General features: G+C 68.1%; 13 protein-coding genes. 2 read left to right on the top strand and 11 right to left on the bottom strand.

Going from position 1 to position 15,827, the window contains the following annotated elements:
• Positions 1-411: 411 nt before the first annotated feature.
• The 4 genes from GOPIP_RS18935 to GOPIP_RS18920 all read right to left on the bottom strand — a co-directional run bounded on the left by GOPIP_RS18935 (position 412) and on the right by GOPIP_RS18920 (position 5,437).
• A complete protein-coding gene (locus GOPIP_RS18935) occupies positions 412-1,179 on the bottom strand; it encodes an NRDE family protein (protein WP_035728436.1) in 768 nt (255 codons plus the stop codon).
• Positions 1,180-1,298: 119 nt separating this feature from the next.
• Complete coding sequence (locus GOPIP_RS18930; RefSeq protein ID WP_006371376.1) at positions 1,299-3,578, bottom strand: polyribonucleotide nucleotidyltransferase; 2,280 nt, start codon at positions 3,576-3,578, stop codon at positions 1,299-1,301.
• A gap of 464 nt (positions 3,579-4,042) precedes the next feature.
• Complete coding sequence (gene rpsO, locus GOPIP_RS18925) at positions 4,043-4,312, bottom strand: 30S ribosomal protein S15 (protein WP_006371375.1); 270 nt, start codon at positions 4,310-4,312, stop codon at positions 4,043-4,045.
• A gap of 156 nt (positions 4,313-4,468) precedes the next feature.
• Positions 4,469-5,437 carry a bifunctional riboflavin kinase/FAD synthetase gene (locus GOPIP_RS18920; RefSeq protein WP_014359791.1) on the bottom strand — a complete coding sequence of 323 codons (969 nt, stop codon included), beginning with the start codon at positions 5,435-5,437 and terminating at the stop codon, positions 4,469-4,471.
• A gap of 183 nt (positions 5,438-5,620) precedes the next feature.
• Between GOPIP_RS18920 and GOPIP_RS18915 the strand changes: the two genes are divergently transcribed.
• Positions 5,621-6,343 (top strand): metal-dependent transcriptional regulator, encoded by a 723-nt coding sequence (locus GOPIP_RS18915; protein ID WP_006371373.1) that lies wholly within the window; start codon positions 5,621-5,623, stop codon positions 6,341-6,343.
• Between the two features lie 36 nt (positions 6,344-6,379).
• On the opposite strand, the gene truB is transcribed toward GOPIP_RS18915, so the two are convergent.
• Genes truB through GOPIP_RS18900 form a run of 3 tightly spaced genes read right to left on the bottom strand, consistent with a single transcriptional unit; the run spans position 6,380 to position 8,957 of the window.
• Positions 6,380-7,297: a tRNA pseudouridine(55) synthase TruB gene (gene truB / locus GOPIP_RS18910; RefSeq protein ID WP_006371372.1), complete on the bottom strand. Its 918-nt coding sequence runs from the start codon at positions 7,295-7,297 to the stop codon at positions 6,380-6,382.
• Complete coding sequence (locus GOPIP_RS18905) at positions 7,297-7,962, bottom strand: 4'-phosphopantetheinyl transferase family protein (RefSeq protein WP_006371371.1); 666 nt, start codon at positions 7,960-7,962, stop codon at positions 7,297-7,299. Before GOPIP_RS18905 ends, truB begins: the two co-directional genes overlap by 1 nt.
• Positions 7,959-8,957, bottom strand: a complete 999-nt coding sequence (locus GOPIP_RS18900; protein WP_014359789.1) for a metallophosphoesterase — start codon at positions 8,955-8,957, stop codon at positions 7,959-7,961. The genes GOPIP_RS18905 and GOPIP_RS18900 overlap by 4 nt, the downstream gene beginning before the upstream one ends.
• Positions 8,958-9,040: 83 nt before the next feature.
• On the opposite strand from GOPIP_RS18900, the gene GOPIP_RS18895 reads away from it, so the two are divergent.
• Positions 9,041-9,913, top strand: a complete 873-nt coding sequence (locus GOPIP_RS18895; protein WP_006371369.1) for a hypothetical protein — start codon at positions 9,041-9,043, stop codon at positions 9,911-9,913.
• Here GOPIP_RS18895 and GOPIP_RS18890 read toward each other — a convergent pair.
• The 4 genes from GOPIP_RS18890 to infB form a co-directional block, all read right to left on the bottom strand.
• Complete coding sequence (locus GOPIP_RS18890) at positions 9,892-11,364, bottom strand: MATE family efflux transporter (protein WP_006371368.1); 1,473 nt, start codon at positions 11,362-11,364, stop codon at positions 9,892-9,894. The genes GOPIP_RS18895 and GOPIP_RS18890 overlap by 22 nt on opposite strands.
• Positions 11,361-12,329 carry a DHH family phosphoesterase gene (locus tag GOPIP_RS18885; RefSeq protein ID WP_006371367.1) on the bottom strand — a complete coding sequence of 323 codons (969 nt, stop codon included), beginning with the start codon at positions 12,327-12,329 and terminating at the stop codon, positions 11,361-11,363. Before GOPIP_RS18885 ends, GOPIP_RS18890 begins: the two co-directional genes overlap by 4 nt.
• Positions 12,326-12,808, bottom strand: a complete 483-nt coding sequence (gene rbfA, locus GOPIP_RS18880; protein ID WP_006371366.1) for a 30S ribosome-binding factor RbfA — start codon at positions 12,806-12,808, stop codon at positions 12,326-12,328. The genes GOPIP_RS18885 and rbfA overlap by 4 nt, the downstream gene beginning before the upstream one ends.
• A gap of 95 nt (positions 12,809-12,903) precedes the next feature.
• Positions 12,904-15,762, bottom strand: a complete 2,859-nt coding sequence (gene infB / locus GOPIP_RS28035; protein WP_006371365.1) for a translation initiation factor IF-2 — start codon at positions 15,760-15,762, stop codon at positions 12,904-12,906.
• Between the last annotated feature and the right edge of the window lie 65 nt (positions 15,763-15,827).

Genomic DNA, 15,827 nt, shown 5'->3' with positions numbered 1-15,827 from the left:
TGGCACAGAGAACACGAGCAGACGTGGACACCGCAGTAGCGCCACACCCACTGGCACGCGGTGCGGGCCGACACGGGATCGACGGGCGGACGAGCAGGCAGGTCACACTCCGCGCTCGAATGGTCATGCTCGGCAAAGGCGGCGAGTTCGCCGCGATGCAGGCGGACGGCGAGCGGCGCGTGAGCATCGGTACGGGACAAGGCTGAGCCTCCAGGGGATCAACGCCCCTGCCCGCTACCCCCGGATGAGGACGAACAGGGGCAGCGGTTGCTCCTCCGCGGCCGCTGCACGGTGTCTCTCGTCACCCACCTCCACGACGATAGCCGAATCCAGGGAACCGGCTGCGTCACAACGCCTCCAATGGCCTCCCTGCCCCTGGTGATGGCGAGCACGGCACAATGCGGTGGACGATCAGACGCTGATGGCCACGGTGGAGGGACCTTGGTCGGGGGTGTAGCGACGTTCGGTGATGTCGCCGTGGCCGGCGGAGTCGATCCGAACCACTGTGCCGGCCCGGGTGCCGTACTCCCCCATGTCGACGAATATGGCCGACAGGGCGCGCTCGTTGTCGAGCGGAACACCCGTGTGCGGGAGCGCAGCGTCCTCGGCGACGGTGGTGTCGTGCAGGGCGTCGAGCAGTGCTTCGGGGTCGGACGACGACGGGACCGATGACGTCAGCGCGTCGCGCAGCATGGCCGTCCCCGCCGTCACCTTCGGCCACGGTTCGTCGAGTGCGCCGTTGGACAATCCGTGGATTCCCGGCTCCACCCGCACGGCACGGGGTTCGAGATGGTTGGTGGCCCACCACATCTCGGCTCCGTCGTCGACGAGTAGGTTCACCGGGGCATACCGGTCGGCGGTCTCCACGAGGGCTGCCGCAGCGTCGGCGGCACTGCCCGTGCCGGTCACGAAGTCGACGGGTAGTCCACCGCGAGATCGCTTGTCCGGCTGCGGTTGTGCGATCCCGTCCCGCACGTTGGTCACCGCGGCCAACCGGTACTTGTCGGGAGCGAGGCCGAGCCAGGTACCACCCGCCTCGAGGTCACGTCCACCGATCACCGGCAGATCGTCCCACCGGTGTACCGCGGCGCTGCGCCGACGATGGAACTCGTCACGGTTGGCGGCGAGGACGAGGCGATAATTCGGGTCGACCTCGAGGGCGAACAGGATCAAGCACACGCCCGCCAGGCTACTGACACACTCGTAGAGCCTGTGAGTGGCATCCACGACATACCAGCACCGACGACACCGGCCCGCCCCCGCCGAAGCGGGAACGGGCCGGGGAACCGAGTCGACGATCAGGCGTCGGCGGAGGCCTTCTCCTCGGCCGGTGCGGCCTTGGCGTCGTCGTCGACGGGGATGAGGCTGATCTTGCCGCGCTCGTCGATGTCGGCGATCTCCACCTGCAACTTGGAGCCGACGTTCACCACGTCCTCGACCTTGTTGATGCGCTTGCCCTTACCGAGCTTGGAGATGTGCACGAGGCCGTCGCGGCCGGGCAGCAGCGACACGAAGGCACCGAACGCGGTGGTCTTGACCACGGTGCCGAGGAACCGCTCGCCCACCTTGGGCAGCTGCGGATTGGCGATCGCGTTGACGCGGTCGATCGCAGCCTGTGCCGACTCGCCGTCGGACGCACCGATGAACACGGTGCCGTCGTCCTCGATGGAGATGTTGGCGCCGGTCTCCTCGGTGATGGTGTTGATCGTCTTGCCCTTGGGGCCGATCAGTTCACCGATCTTGTCCATCGGGATCTTGATGGTGGTGATCCGCGGCGCGTACGGGCTCATCTCATCGGGCTCGTCGATCGCCTCGGCCATCACGTCGAGGATGGTCAACCGGGCGTCCTTGGCCTGGGTCAACGCACCGGCGAGAACCTGGCTGGGGATGCCGTCGAGCTTGGTGTCGAGCTGCAGCGCGGTCACGAAGTCCTTGGTGCCCGCGACCTTGAAGTCCATGTCGCCGAAGGCATCCTCGGCGCCGAGGATGTCGGTCAGTGCAACGTAACGGGTTTCGCCGTCGATGGTGTCGGACACCAGACCCATGGCGATGCCGGCGACCGGGGCGCGCAGCGGCACACCGGCATTGAGCAACGACATGGTGGAGGCACACACCGAGCCCATCGAGGTCGAGCCGTTGGAGCTCAATGCCTCGGAGACCTGGCGGATCGCGTACGGGAATTCCTCGACGCTCGGGATCACCGGCACCAGCGCACGTTCGGCGAGCGCACCGTGGCCGATCTCGCGACGCTTCGGCGACCCGACGCGACCGGTCTCACCGGTCGAGTACGGCGGGAAGTTGTAGTGGTGCATGTAGCGCTTGGAGGTCTCGGGGGTCAGCGAGTCGATCTGCTGGGCCATCTTGACCATGTCGAGGGTGGTGACGCCCAGGATCTGGGTCTCGCCGCGCTCGAACAGGGCGCTGCCGTGGGCCCGCGGGATCACCGCGACCTCGGCCGAGAGCGAGCGGATGTCGGTGATGCCGCGTCCGTCGATACGGAAGTGATCGGTCAGGATGCGCTGGCGCACAAGCTTTTTGGTCACCGAACGGAACGCCGCGCCGATTTCTTTCTCCCGGCCCTCGAACTGCTCGGCGAGCTGGGTGAGGATCTGTTCCTTGAGCTCGTCGGTCTTGTCGTCGCGCTCCTGCTTGCCGGCGATCGAGAGGACCGCAGCGAGCTTCTCGCTCGCGGCGGCCGACACGGCGTCGAAGACGTCGGACTCGTACGGCGGGAACAGCGGGAACTGGCCGGTCTCCTTGGCGGCGGCCGCCGCGAGGGACTTCTGCGCCTCACAGAGGCGAGCGATGAACGGCTTGGCGGCCTCGAGGCCCTCGGCGACGATCGCCTCGGTCGGCGCCTGAGCGCCACCGGCGATGATCTCGATGACGTTCTCGGTGGCCTCGGCCTCGACCATCATGATCGCGACGTCGGCGGAATCACCCTCGCCGGAAACGATGCGACCGGCGACGACCATGTCGAACACCGCGCCCTCGAGCTGCTCGGCGGTCGGGAACGCGACCCACTGGCCTGCCTTGTTCTCCTCGGTCGGGACGAGGGCGACGCGCACGCCGCCGACGGGACCGGAGAAGGGCAGCCCGGCGAGCTGGGTGGAGGCCGACGCGGCGTTGATCGCGACGACGTCGTAGAGGTCCTTGGGATCGAGCGAGAGCACGGTCACCACGACCTGGATCTCGTTACGCAGACCGTCGACGAAAGACGGGCGCAGCGGACGGTCGATCAGCCGGCAGGTCAGGATCGCATCGGTGGACGGACGGCCCTCGCGGCGGAAGAACGAGCCGGGGATACGCCCGGCGGCGTACATCCGCTCCTCGACGTCGACGGTGAGCGGGAAGAAGTCGAAGTGTTCCTTGGGGTGTTTGGACGCCGCGGTGGTCGACAGGAGCATGGTCTCGTCGTCGAGGTAGGCGGTCACCGAGCCGGCGGCCTGCAGGGCGAGGCGTCCGGTCTCGAAGCGGATGGTGCGGGTACCGAAGCTGCCGTTGTCGATGACGGCGGTGGCCTCGGTGATGGTTTCGTCGTAGTCGGCGAAATCCTCGGTGGTGGTCACATCGGACATGTGGGGTGTTGATCCCTTCGTTGCGGCCGCATCCGGCGGCCGTGGGTGGCCGCGATTTCCGGCGGCCTTCTCTATGCGGATAGGGGCTGCCCGCGGCGCGACGACACGGCGATCATGCTCGGCTGCTCGTGTCGGTGTCCGCGTGGGCGGCAAGCCCGGAACACGCGTGGGTGAGATCGTCGGCGGGAGGTGATCGGCGCGCTCGTATGCGCACCCGTTGTTGCTCAGACGGCCTTCGATCGAAGCGGCCGGAACCTCGTGTTCCGGCGGCCACTACCGAGGACCGATCTGACTCTTCATCACTTCCGTGGACTCGCACGTCACGGCGGCGTTCCGAGGCCACCTTATCATTGACACGACAAAGTCCATTGACACGACGACCATTGACACGACAAGAACCGGCCACCCCCCAACGAGGGTGACCGGTTCTCGTGATGTCTGATGACCTCGACGCGACGGGGAGGTCAGCGACGCAGGCCGAGGCGCTCGATGAGCGAGCGGTAGCGCTCGATGTCGACCTTGGCGACGTACTTCAGGAGACGACGACGGCGGCCGACCAGCAACAGCAGCCCACGGCGGCTGTGGTGATCGTGCTTGTGCTCCTTGAGGTGCTCGGTGAGGTCGGTGATGCGCTTGGTCAGCAGCGCGACCTGCGCCTCGGGCGAGCCGGTATCGGTCTCGTGCAGACCGTACTGGCCGAGGATTTCTTTCTTCTCGGCAGCAGTCAGTGCCATGGAGATACTCCTGTTTCTCAGTACCGCGACAATGTCATTTCCCGACCGAGCCCACCGGGGCCGGTGCGGGGCGGCGCGCCACCGCGGACTGCAGCAACGCCGATCCGCCAATTTACCAGCGGGCAACCCCGGCACCCAAATCGCCGCGCACGTCGCTCACTGATCGGACGCGGCGAGAATGGCGCGCGTCTTCTCCACGTCGTCGGCCATCGCCTCGAGCAGTCCGTCGATGCTGTCGAACTGCTCCATCGGGCGGATGTGGCTGACGAAGTCGACGGCGACGTGCTGACCGTACAGGTCGGCGCTGGTGTCGAGGACGAAGGCCTCGACCGTGCGGGTCCGCCCGGAGAAGGTGGGGTTGGTGCCCACCGACACCGCGGCCTCGTACCGCTCGCCGGGGATCACCTGGCCGACCACCGGACCGGCCCCGAGCACGGTGAACCACGCGGCATACACCCCGTCGGCCGGGATCGCCGCATGCATCGGCGGTGCGACATTGGCTGTGGGATAACCCAATTCACGCCCCCGCCCGTCGCCGCGGACGACCACTCCCTCCACCCGGTGCGGGCGGCCGAGCGCCTCCGTCGCCCGCTCGACGTCCCCGGCGGCCACACACGACCGGATGTAGGTCGAGGAGTAGGTGACGGCATGTTCGCCGAACAGTGACACCGCCTGCACCTCGAACCCGAACTTGGCGCCGAGCTCGGTGAGTTTGGCGACGTCGCCGGCGGCCTTCTTGCCGAACGTGAAGTTGGCTCCGACGACGACGTCGGCGGCGTGCAGGCGTTCCACGAGCACGTCGTGGGCGAAGTCCTTCGGGGTCCGCGCGGCGAGTTCGGGGGTGAACGGCATCACACAGAACACGTCGATACCCAGTTGCTCGGCGAGTTCGGCCCGCCGCGTCAGGGTGGTCAGTTGCGGCGGATGGGTGCCCGCACGCACGACCTCGGCGGGATGCGGGTCGAACGTCATCAGCACCGCGGGTACGCCACGTTCGCGGGCGGCCTTCGTCGCGGCGCCGATCAACTCCGCGTGGCCGCGGTGAACGCCGTCGAAGACACCGATCGTGACCACACACCGACCCCAATCCGCGGGGACGTCCTCCAGACCTCTCCAACGCAACACGCCGACAACACTACGGCCACCGGCCGCGCCGTACCAGCACCGCCCGGGCTGTGTGAACCTCCGGTGACCGCCGTCCACGAACACCGTGAACCTCGGGTGTCGCCACCGGACTTCGCACCCGCCACCCGTGCCGGCGACCGCGCTTCTTCGCGTCGGGAGGGATCGACACATAAGCTGAGCACCATGCCCAACAGAGGACTGTCCCCCGCCGCCGGGGACAGCGAATCGCCGCCTGCGGTGACCACGCTGTCGACCGTGACCCAGGACTATCTGAAGGTCATCTGGACCTCGCAGGAGTGGGCAGATGTGAAGGTCACCACCAAACTGCTCGCCGACAAGATGGGGGTGTCGGCCTCCACCGCCTCGGAATCGATCCGCAAGCTCGCCGATCAGGGTCTTGTCTCCCACGAGCGTTACGGCGCGGTCACTCTCACCGATGAGGGCCGCACCGCGGCGATCCTGATGGTGCGCCGACACCGGCTGCTCGAGACGTTCCTGGTGCGTGAACTCGGTTACGGCTGGGACGAGGTGCACGACGAGGCCGAAGTCCTCGAACACGCCGTGTCCGACCGTCTGATGGCACGCCTGGACGCCAAACTCGGTTACCCGAGCCGGGATCCGCACGGCGACCCCATCCCCTCGGTCGACGGTGCGGTACCCACCCCGGACGCCGATTCACTCGCCGACCTCGACGTCGGCGACTCCGGAACCGTCGCGCGGATCTCCGACACCGATCCGGAGATGTTGCGCTACTTCGATCAGATGGGTGTCGCACTCGACTGCACGGTGACCGTCGTCGAGAAGCGGCCGTTCGCCGGCACCATTGCGATCAGCGTCAACGACGGCACGCCGATCGATCTCGGCGACATCGCCGCACGCGCGATTTTCCTGGTGACCGCGAGCTGAGTTGCGGCGCAGCTGAACTCGCCCACGGTGCCGGTATCAGCGCAGCGTCGCCGGTCGTACCACCATCACCGAGCTGGCGCGCCTGCCCTTCTCCTCGATCAGTGCGATGGCCTGCCCGCGCGGATCGACGCCGACGTGAATTCCTTTGAGGCCCAACGGAACGAGCCACCGTCCCTGACTGATCGACTCGGCTTCGTCGTCGTCGATGTCGCGACGTGGGAACGACAACAGTGCCGCCTGGTCGATCGTCAGTGACAACTCGGGGGTCTCGGCGAGGACGTCGAGGGTTCGGGCGTGCTCCAGGGTGAACGGCCCCACCGCGGTGCGCCGCAGGGCGGTCAGGTGGCCGCCGGAGCCGAGAGCATCGCCGAGATCGCGTGCCAGGGAACGGATGTAGGTGCCGGCCGAACAGTCGACCTCGACGTCGAGATCGAGGAAGCCGGCTTCGCCGCCGTCGTCCTCGGGCCGCCGGATCGCCCTGATCTCGAATCGTGAGACCCTCACCGGACGCGCGGCGAGATCGAACTCGGCACCTGTGCGGGCCAACGCATGCGCGCGTCGCCCGTCGACCTTGATCGCACTGACCTTGGCCGGGACCTGCGAGATGTCGCCGGTGAGATCGGCGACCGCACGGGTGATCTCGTCATCGCAGATCGCCGACACCGCCCCGCGACTGATGATCCGACCCTCGCGGTCATCGGTGTCGGTGGCCGCCCCGAGACGGATCGTCGCCGTGTACGACTTGGTGGTCAGCGACAACAGTCCCAGGAGTTTGGTGGCCCGTTCCACGCCGATGACGAGAACGCCGGTCGCCATCGGGTCCAGAGTGCCTGCGTGTCCGACGCGGCGCGTATTGAAGATCTTGCGGCACCGCGAGACCACGTCGTGGCTGGTGATGCCGGCCGCCTTGTCGACGATGACGAGGCCGGCGTTCTCGATGGAGGCGTCGGCCATCAGAGCACCGCGATCACGGTGACGATGAGGCCGCGATCGACCATCCACCGGCCGTGGAACTCCGAGAGCGGACTGCCACCGTCGACGGTCCGGCCGTCGATCAGGATGCGAGAGATGAAGGTGCCCATGGGGACCTCGGCACCTCGGTCCTGCTCGACGGTGATGTGCGCGTCCTCGAAACCCAGCCACCGCTGGGTCAGCGGGAACCACGCCTTGTAGGTTGCCTCCTTGGCGCAGAACAACAATCGGTCCCAGTGCAGCGTGTCGGGACGGTCGGCGAGTACCTGACGTTCGGCGGGGAGGCTGGTGTGGTCGAGGACGCCGTCGGGCAAGGCGTCGTGCGGTTCGGCGTCGATGCCGAGTGAGCGCACCGCCATCGCGTAGGCGACCGTCGCCGCCCGGTACCCGTCGCAGTGGGTGAGGCTACCGACCACCTGCTCGGGCCACAGCGGCATTCCGCGTTCGCCCCGCATGATCGCGACCGGCTCGATACCGAGCTGTCCCAACGCCTGACGAGCGCAGTGGCGTGCGGTGGTGAATTCGCGTCGGCGCTTCTCCACGGCCCGCGAGATCAGTGACTCCTCCCCCGGCAGCGGGGTGAGATCCGGTGGGTCACCGAAGGATTCCGCCGAGGCCACCCCACTGGGCAACAACTTCTCGATCACGGTTGGTCCCTCCGGGTGTCGTTCGTCGACCGTTCGGCACGACGGGCGGCCTGTTCGGCGCGACGCTGTTCGAGCCGCCGGGCGAACTCCTCGGCGCGACGCTCGTAGTCGGGCGGCAGCTCGAATCGCGCGCCGTGCGGCGGCAGATCCTCCTCGCGCAGACCGGGATCCGGTGCGATCTGGCGCAGCAACGGTTCGGGCAGCCCGCGGCGTTTCCATTCGCGCGGGTAGCCGACCGACACCTCCTCGAACCGCACGAGGTCGTAGAAGGTGGTCCGCGGGATGTGCAGATGCCCGTACACGCAACAGGCAGCGTTGAACCGGGTGTGCCAGTCAGCGGTCTCGGTGGTGCCACACCACAGCGCGAACTCCGGATACATCAGGGTGTCGGTCGGTTCCCGCCGCAACGGCCAGTGATTGATCAGGATCGTCCGCTCGGTCGGGTCGAGCGCCTCCAGCCGTGCCCGGGTGGCCGCCACGCGGGCACGCCCCCACGCGTCGCGGGTCGGGAAAGGCTCCGGGGACAGCAAGAATTCGTCCGTGGCGACCACATTGCGTTCCCGTGCCAGTGCCAATGCCGCCAAGGCGGTCGAGGTGCCCTCGGGCCGAAAGGTGTAGTCGTAGAGCAGGAACATCGGGACCACCCGTACCGGCGCAGAGCCGTCACCGGGATCGAACAACGGATAGATGTCCTCGGGCGTCACGATCCCCATGTCCCGGCACGCTTGCACGAGATAGTCGTAGCGAGCCACCCCGAACACCTGCAGCGGATCCTTGGCCGTCGTGTAGAGCTCGTGGTTGCCCGGAACCCACACGACGGTGTGGAAACGAGCGCGCAGCCGGCGCAGGGTCTCGACGATGTCATCGGTGCGTTCGGAGACATCACCGGCCACGATCAACCAGTCGTCCGACGTCTTCGGCCGGATCTGGTCGAGGATGTGCTCGTTGCCCCGATGTGCGACGTGCAGATCGCTGATCGCCCAGAGAGTAGCCACGAGGATCCATCGTGCCATGCGGTCTGATGTCCGGCGGCGCCCGGCACGCGCGGATGCGGCGACGACATGCCATGATGCCGACCATGAGTTATCCCTACCCTCCCGCGGCCCCCGCAGCGCCGGCGCCGGCCGTCGGTTCGCGGATGCCCGGCGGGCGCGGCCCGTGGTGGGTGCGAGTGCTGATCAGTGCGGCGATCACCGTCCTCCTGTGGGGTCTGTCGCTGGTGATCCTCATCGTCACCCACCGCAATTTCACCGGTTCTTGGGCGAACTTCATCGCGTGGACGGTGATCTACCTGCTCTTCGTCGTCATACTCGTGCCCTGGGGACGGACCCTCGTACGCGGCATACTCGGCGCCGTGTTCGCCTTCGTCCTGCTGGCCATCAGTCACGCACTGACCGCACCGCCCTACGGCATCTGGATCAACACGCACGATTGGTACAGCGTGATATGGAACATCGTCGCCGCAACGTTCTTGATCGGCACCATCGGCGGGTGGAGCATCGCCCGCCGATCCACGCCGTATGCGTGGATCGGTGTGATCCCGGTGGCCGGGGTCGTGTGCATCGGGACATGGGTGCTCGCCAATCACATGGCGAATATCAGGTGGCTCAACGTCCACATCGATTCCCTGACGTGGTGGTGGTTTGCCAACGTGTCGATCCAGGCAGCGTTCGTCATCGCGGGAGTCCTCGTTGTGTGGGCATGCGACGCCATAGGTCTCGCCCTTCGACGTGATCGGCCTACCCCGACCTCCGCCGGCCCGACCGCCGCGTGGGGAACCCAGGGCGGCCCAGCACCGTGGCCACCCTCGTCACCGGCCACATCCGGGCCGCCATCGTGGCCTGCCGGGCAGCAGCCTGTATGGCCCTCTCAGCCACCGCCGGCCTGGCCCACCCCGCCACCGCAGGCGTGGCCAGGTCAGCCGCCCAGTCAGCCTCCGGCGGGCACCTGATCGACCCGGCTGCCGGCCGGCGTCGTCGCGCCCACGCGATGCCAGCGTCCCGAGGCGATACGCAGGCACACCGCGATCAGCCGGGCGATCATGAACACCACCAGTCCACTCCACACGCCGGCGAGTCCCCACTCGAAGATCAGCGACATCCAGATCAGCGGGAGGAAGCCGACGAGTGCGGCGACGAGGGTCGCCGTGCGCAAGAAGGCGGCGTCGCCGCTGCCGAGCAGTACACCGTCGAGGGCGAACACCACGCCGGCGATCGGCAGCATCGCCACGAAGAACCACCAGGGCACCCCGATCGCGTCGAGCACCGCCGAGTCGGAGGTGAACACCTTGGGTAGCGTCGTCGCGCCCGCCGCGAACACCGCGGCCATCACCGCGGCGGCGATCACCGAGACCAAGGTCACCCGCCGGGCGACCGAGCGCGCAATGGTCACCGATCCCGCGCCCAGTGCTGCCCCGACTAGGGCCTGGGCGGCAATGGCCACCGAATCGAGGAACAGCGACATGAATTCCCAGAGCTGAAGCACCAATTGGTGTGCGGCCACCTGCGCGACACCGAATCGGGCGGCCACCGCCGCCGCGGAGATGAAACAGATCTGGAACGACAGACTGCGCACGATGAGGTCGCGGGCCATCACCAGCTGCGCTGCGATCATCGGGCGATTCGGTGCGAAGGCCGCGAACACACTGCCCGACTCCTCGGCAGCCGAAGACCGCACGCTCACCAGTTGCTCACGCACCACGCGCGCGGCGAACAGCAGCCCGGTGATCGATTGTCCGATCACGTTGGCGACCGCGCTGCCGACGATGCCCAGTCGCGGGAAGAACCACAGTCCGTGGACGAGACCGACGACGAGCACTGCCGAGATCGCCAGCCCGACAACCACATAGATGATGGGTCGACGTGTCTCCTGAACCCCGCGCATCCAGCCGTTGCCGGCCATCGACAACAGGATGAGGGGCACACCGAACACCGCGACCCGCACCCACTGCGTCGCATCGGTGGCCACGACCGCCGACGACGCCGAGGCGTCGCCCACCAGCGCCGACATCACGTACGGCGCGACCGGCCAGGCGACGGCGATGATCACCAGTCCCACGGCCAGCGCTATCCAACTCGCCTGTACGCCCTCGGCGATCGCGCCCGGCCGATCACCGGCACCGTACCTGCGCGCCGAGCGGGCGGTGGTGCCATAGGACAAGAACGTCAGTTGGGTGCTGATGATCGACAGCACCAGAGTCGCCACGGCCAGCGCGGCCAGCTCGTCGCCGCCCAACCGACCGACCACTGCGAGATCCAACAGCAGATACAGCGGGGGCGCGATCAGTACCGCGAGAGCCGAGACGGTCAGGATGCCGACCCGACGCACACCGGCATCGAGCCCGCCGGCATCCGGTTCCGACCCCTCGGGGTTTGCGGGCTCGGGGGCGTTGCGTTCGGTCACAGGGATTGCCTGAGGCGACCGATCACCTCGTCGGCCGTACCCGAGTCGCTGTAGCCCGAGGCGTGGCGATGTCCGCCGCCGCCATGGGTACGGGCGATGGGAACCAGGTCGACGGTGCTCTTGGAACGCAACGACACCGTCCACTCACCGGCGTCGATCTCCTTGAACACCGCGGCGACCTCGGCTTCGGCAGTGGTCCGGACGATGTCGATGACGCTCTCCGATTCTTCCCAGCTCATCCCGGCCAACGCCCGATGGTTCACCACGGCGTACACCAATCCCTCACCGCCACAGGCAGTTCGGTCGAGCGTCGCGGTGGCGAGGATCTCCGAGACCATGCCCAGCCAGCCGAACGGATGCGTGTCGAGCAGCCGGCGACTCCAGGTCCGGGAGTCCACGCCGGCGTCGGCGAGCCGGGCAGCCACCCGGAACGACTCCGGCCGTGCCCAGCGGAACGAGCCGGTGTCGGTGATCAAACCCGCATAGAGACAGGTCGCGATGTCCTCGTCGAGGTCGACGCCGAGGTCGTCGAGCACACGCAGGACGAGCACCGCGGTGCAGTCGGCGTGCGGGTCGACGAAGTCGAGGTCGCCGAAACCGGGGTTCGACGCGTGGTGATCGATGACAACCGTGGTCTCGGCGTCGGCGAAGAGCGACTCGAGCTCACCGAGCCGCGTGCGGCTCGCGGCGTCAACCGACACCACCAGCCGACTGCCTCGCAGGGCTGCCGAGTCGACGAGCAACTTGTGCCCGGGCAGATCGGCGAAAGCCACCGGGAGTGACTCCGGACCGGGATGAGCGACCTCCACGTCCACCCCGAGCCGATCGAGCGCCAACCCGAGCGCCAACCCGCTGCCGATGGTGTCGGCGTCGGGTCGGACGTGACACAGGATGGTCACCGGGCCCTCGTCGTCGGCGACCCGTCGGATGGTCTGCGCGATCGCCGCACTCGACGCTGCGGTCACGCCTGATCGCCGTCCTCATCATCACGGTCGGGATCACCATCGTCGTCGTGACCGGGCGCACGGTACGGGTCGGCCTCACCGGCCGGTCTGGCCTCGGCGGCACGCCGCGCAACGAGTTCATCACTCGCCCGCGCTCGCGCCACCAACTCCTCCATGTGCCGGGCGGCGTCGGGGACGGTGTCGAGGACGAAGGTGAGCGTCGGGGTGAAACGCACCCCGGTGCCCGCACCGACCTTGGACCGCAGGACTCCGGTGGCCTTCGCCAGACCGGCCGCGGCGGCCTCGTAGTCCGGCTCGGTGTCCAGGGTCTCGCCCATCACCGTGTAGAAGAGCGTCGCGTCGTGCAGGTCGCCGGTGACGCGCGCGTCGGTGATCGTCACATGGGCCAGCCGTGGGTCCTTGATGTCGTGGGCGATCGCCGAGGCGACGATCGACGAGATCCGCTTGGCCAGCCGTTGTGCTCGTGCCGGATCGGCCATGATTGTCCTTCCCGAAGGGATCGAAAGGCGCTCCCCTCCCGCGCGGTGCCTGCGCGGCACACTCGCGGAAGGGGAGCACTCGAGAGTGATACGCGTCAGTCGCGCGGCTTCTCCTGCAACTCATAGGACTCGATGACGTCATCGACCTTGATGTCGCTGTACGTCAGTGTGAGACCACATTCGTAGCCTTCGCGAACCTCGGTGGCATCGTCCTTCTCCCGCTTGAGCGAGGCGATGGTGAGGTTCTCCGCGACGACCACGTTGTCACGCAGCAGACGTGCCTTGGCGTTGCGACGCACGATGCCCGACTGCACCAGACAGCCGGCGATGTTGCCGACCTTCGACGACTTGAAGATCGCGCGGATCTCGGCGCGGCCGAGCTCCACCTCTTCGTAGATCGGCTTGAGCATGCCCTTGAGCGCGCTCTCGATCTCGTCGATCGCCTGGTAGATCACCGAGTAGTACCGGATGTCGACACCCTCGCGGTTGGCCAGCTCGGTCGCCTTGCCCTCCGCTCGGACGTTGAATCCGATGATGATCGCGTCCGAGGCGGCCGCCAGGTTCACGTTGGTCTCGGTGACGCCACCGACACCGCGGTCGATGACCCGCAACGAGACCTCGTCGCCCATGTCGATACCGAGCAGCGCCTCTTCGAGGGCCTCGACGGTACCGGAGTTGTCACCCTTGAGGATCAGGTTCAGCTGGCTGGTTTCCTTCAGCGCCGAATCGAGATCCTCGAGGCTGATCCGCTTGCGGCTGCGTGCGGCCAGCGCGTTGCGCTTGCGCGCATTGCGGCGGTCGGCGATCTGACGCGCGATGCGGTCTTCCTCGACGACGAGCAGGTTGTCACCGGCACCGGGCACCGAGGTGAAGCCGATGACCTGCACCGGCCGCGACGGCAGCGCCGCCTCGATGTCGTCGCCGTGCTCGTCGACCATGCGACGCACACGACCGTAGGCGTCACCGGCAACGATGGAATCGCCGACGTGCAGCGTGCCGCGCTGGATGAGCACGGTCGCCACCGGTCCACGTCCGCGGTCGAGGTGGGCCTCGATGGCCACACCCTGTGCGTCCATGTCGGGGTTGGCCCGCAGGTCGAGTGACGCGTCCGCGGTCAACAGCACCGCTTCGAGCAGTTCGTCGATGTTGGTGCCCTGCTTGGCAGAGATGTCGACGAACATCGCCTCGCCGCCGTACTCCTCGGGGATCAGACCGTACTCGGTGAGCTGACCCCGGATCTTCTGCGGGTCGGCGCCTTCCTTGTCGATCTTGTTGACCGCCACCACGATCGGCACATCGGCCGCCTGCGCGTGGTTGATGGCCTCCACCGTCTGCGGCATGACGCCGTCGTCGGCCGCGACCACCAGGATCGCGATGTCGGTGGCCTTCGCACCGCGGGCACGCATGGCGGTGAACGCCTCGTGACCGGGGGTGTCGATGAAGGTGATCAACCGGTCGTCACCGTTGAGGTGCGTGTTGACCTGGTAGGCACCGATGTGCTGGGTGATGCCACCGGCCTCGCCCTCGCGGACGCTGGCGTTACGGATCGTGTCGAGCAGTCGGGTCTTACCGTGATCGACGTGACCCATGACGGTCACCACCGGCGGACGCTGCTCGAGATCTTCCTCGTCGCCCTCGTCCTCGCCGTAGCTGAGGTCGAAGCTCTCGAGGAGTTCGCGATCCTCGTCCTCGGGGCTGACCACCTGGACGGTGTAGTTCATCTCCGAGCCGAGCAGCTCAAGCGTCTCGTCGTTGACCGACTCGGTCGCGGTGACCATCTCACCGAGATTGAACAGCGCCTGGACCAGCGAGGCCGGGTTGGCGTCGATCTTGTCGGCGAAGTCCGACAACGATGCGCCGCGGGCGAGCCGGATGGTCTCACCGTTGCCGCGCGGCAGCCGGACGCCACCGACGGCCGGCGCCTGCATCGAGTCGTATTCCTGACGCTTCTGCCGCTTCGACTTGCGGCCCTTGCGTGGGGCACCACCGGGACGACCGAACGCACCCGCGGCACCGCCGCGGCCACGACCGCCGCCACCGGGACGACCGCGGAAACCGCCACCACCGGCGGGAGCACCACCGGGAGCGCCGCCACCGCCGCCGCGGTATCCACCGCCGCCGCCACCCCGGTTTCCACCGGGACCGCCACTACGACCACCCGGACGGGCGTCGGGACGGGCGGCGCGACTGGGCATCGCACCCGGATTCGGGCGTGGGGGCATGTTACCCGGGCTCGGACGGGGTCCGCCCTGGCCGGGAGCCGGACGCGGACCACCCTGACCGGGTCGGCCACCCTGGGCACCGGGGCGACCGCCACCGGGGCGGGGTCCGCCCTGGCCCGGGCCGGGACGACCGGCCGGGGGTCGGGGTGCCGGCGCGGGCGCCGATGAGTACGGGTTGTTGCCGACGCGCGGTGCACGCGGGCCCGGTTTCGGGCCACCGGGACGCGGTCCCGGTGTCGGTCCGCCCGGCTTCTGGGCCGGTGCGGGCTGCTGTGCGGGCGCGGAGCGCTCGGCGGCCGCAGGCGCCGGAGCTGCCGGCTTCGGGGCAGCGGGCGTCGCCGGTGCCTGTGCGGCGGCGGGCGTCGGAGCTGCCGGGGCCGGGGCGGCCGGTGCCGGGGATGATGCGGCCGGCTGCGGGGCCGGGCGAGTCTGCTCGGTACGGCTCGGGGGCTTCTGCTCCGCTGCCGGTGCCGGCTTGGGACCGCCGGGCTTGGGGCCCGGACGCGGACCTGCGCCGGGCTTGGGGGCGGAACCGTTGGTGCCGGGCTTGGGCGCCGACGAACCGCCGTCTTTGTTCGGGAATGATTCGCGGAGTCGACGGGCCACCGGGGCCTCGACGGTCGACGACGCGGATTTGACGAACTCGCCCTGTTCCTTGAGTCGCTCGAGCACCTGTTTGCTCGTCACGCCCAGTTCCTTGGCCAGTTCGTGCACGCGGGCCTTGCCTGCCACTGCTCTCCTCACTTGGAGGCCGAGCGGGCTGCCCGCTACGGCCTCGGATTACGTCCGATACGTGC

This window comes from Gordonia polyisoprenivorans NBRC 16320 = JCM 10675, from assembly GCF_000241325.1.
Taxonomy (GTDB): Bacteria; Actinomycetota; Actinomycetes; order Mycobacteriales; family Mycobacteriaceae; genus Gordonia; species Gordonia polyisoprenivorans.
This window is presented reverse-complemented; position numbering and strand designations above follow the sequence as displayed.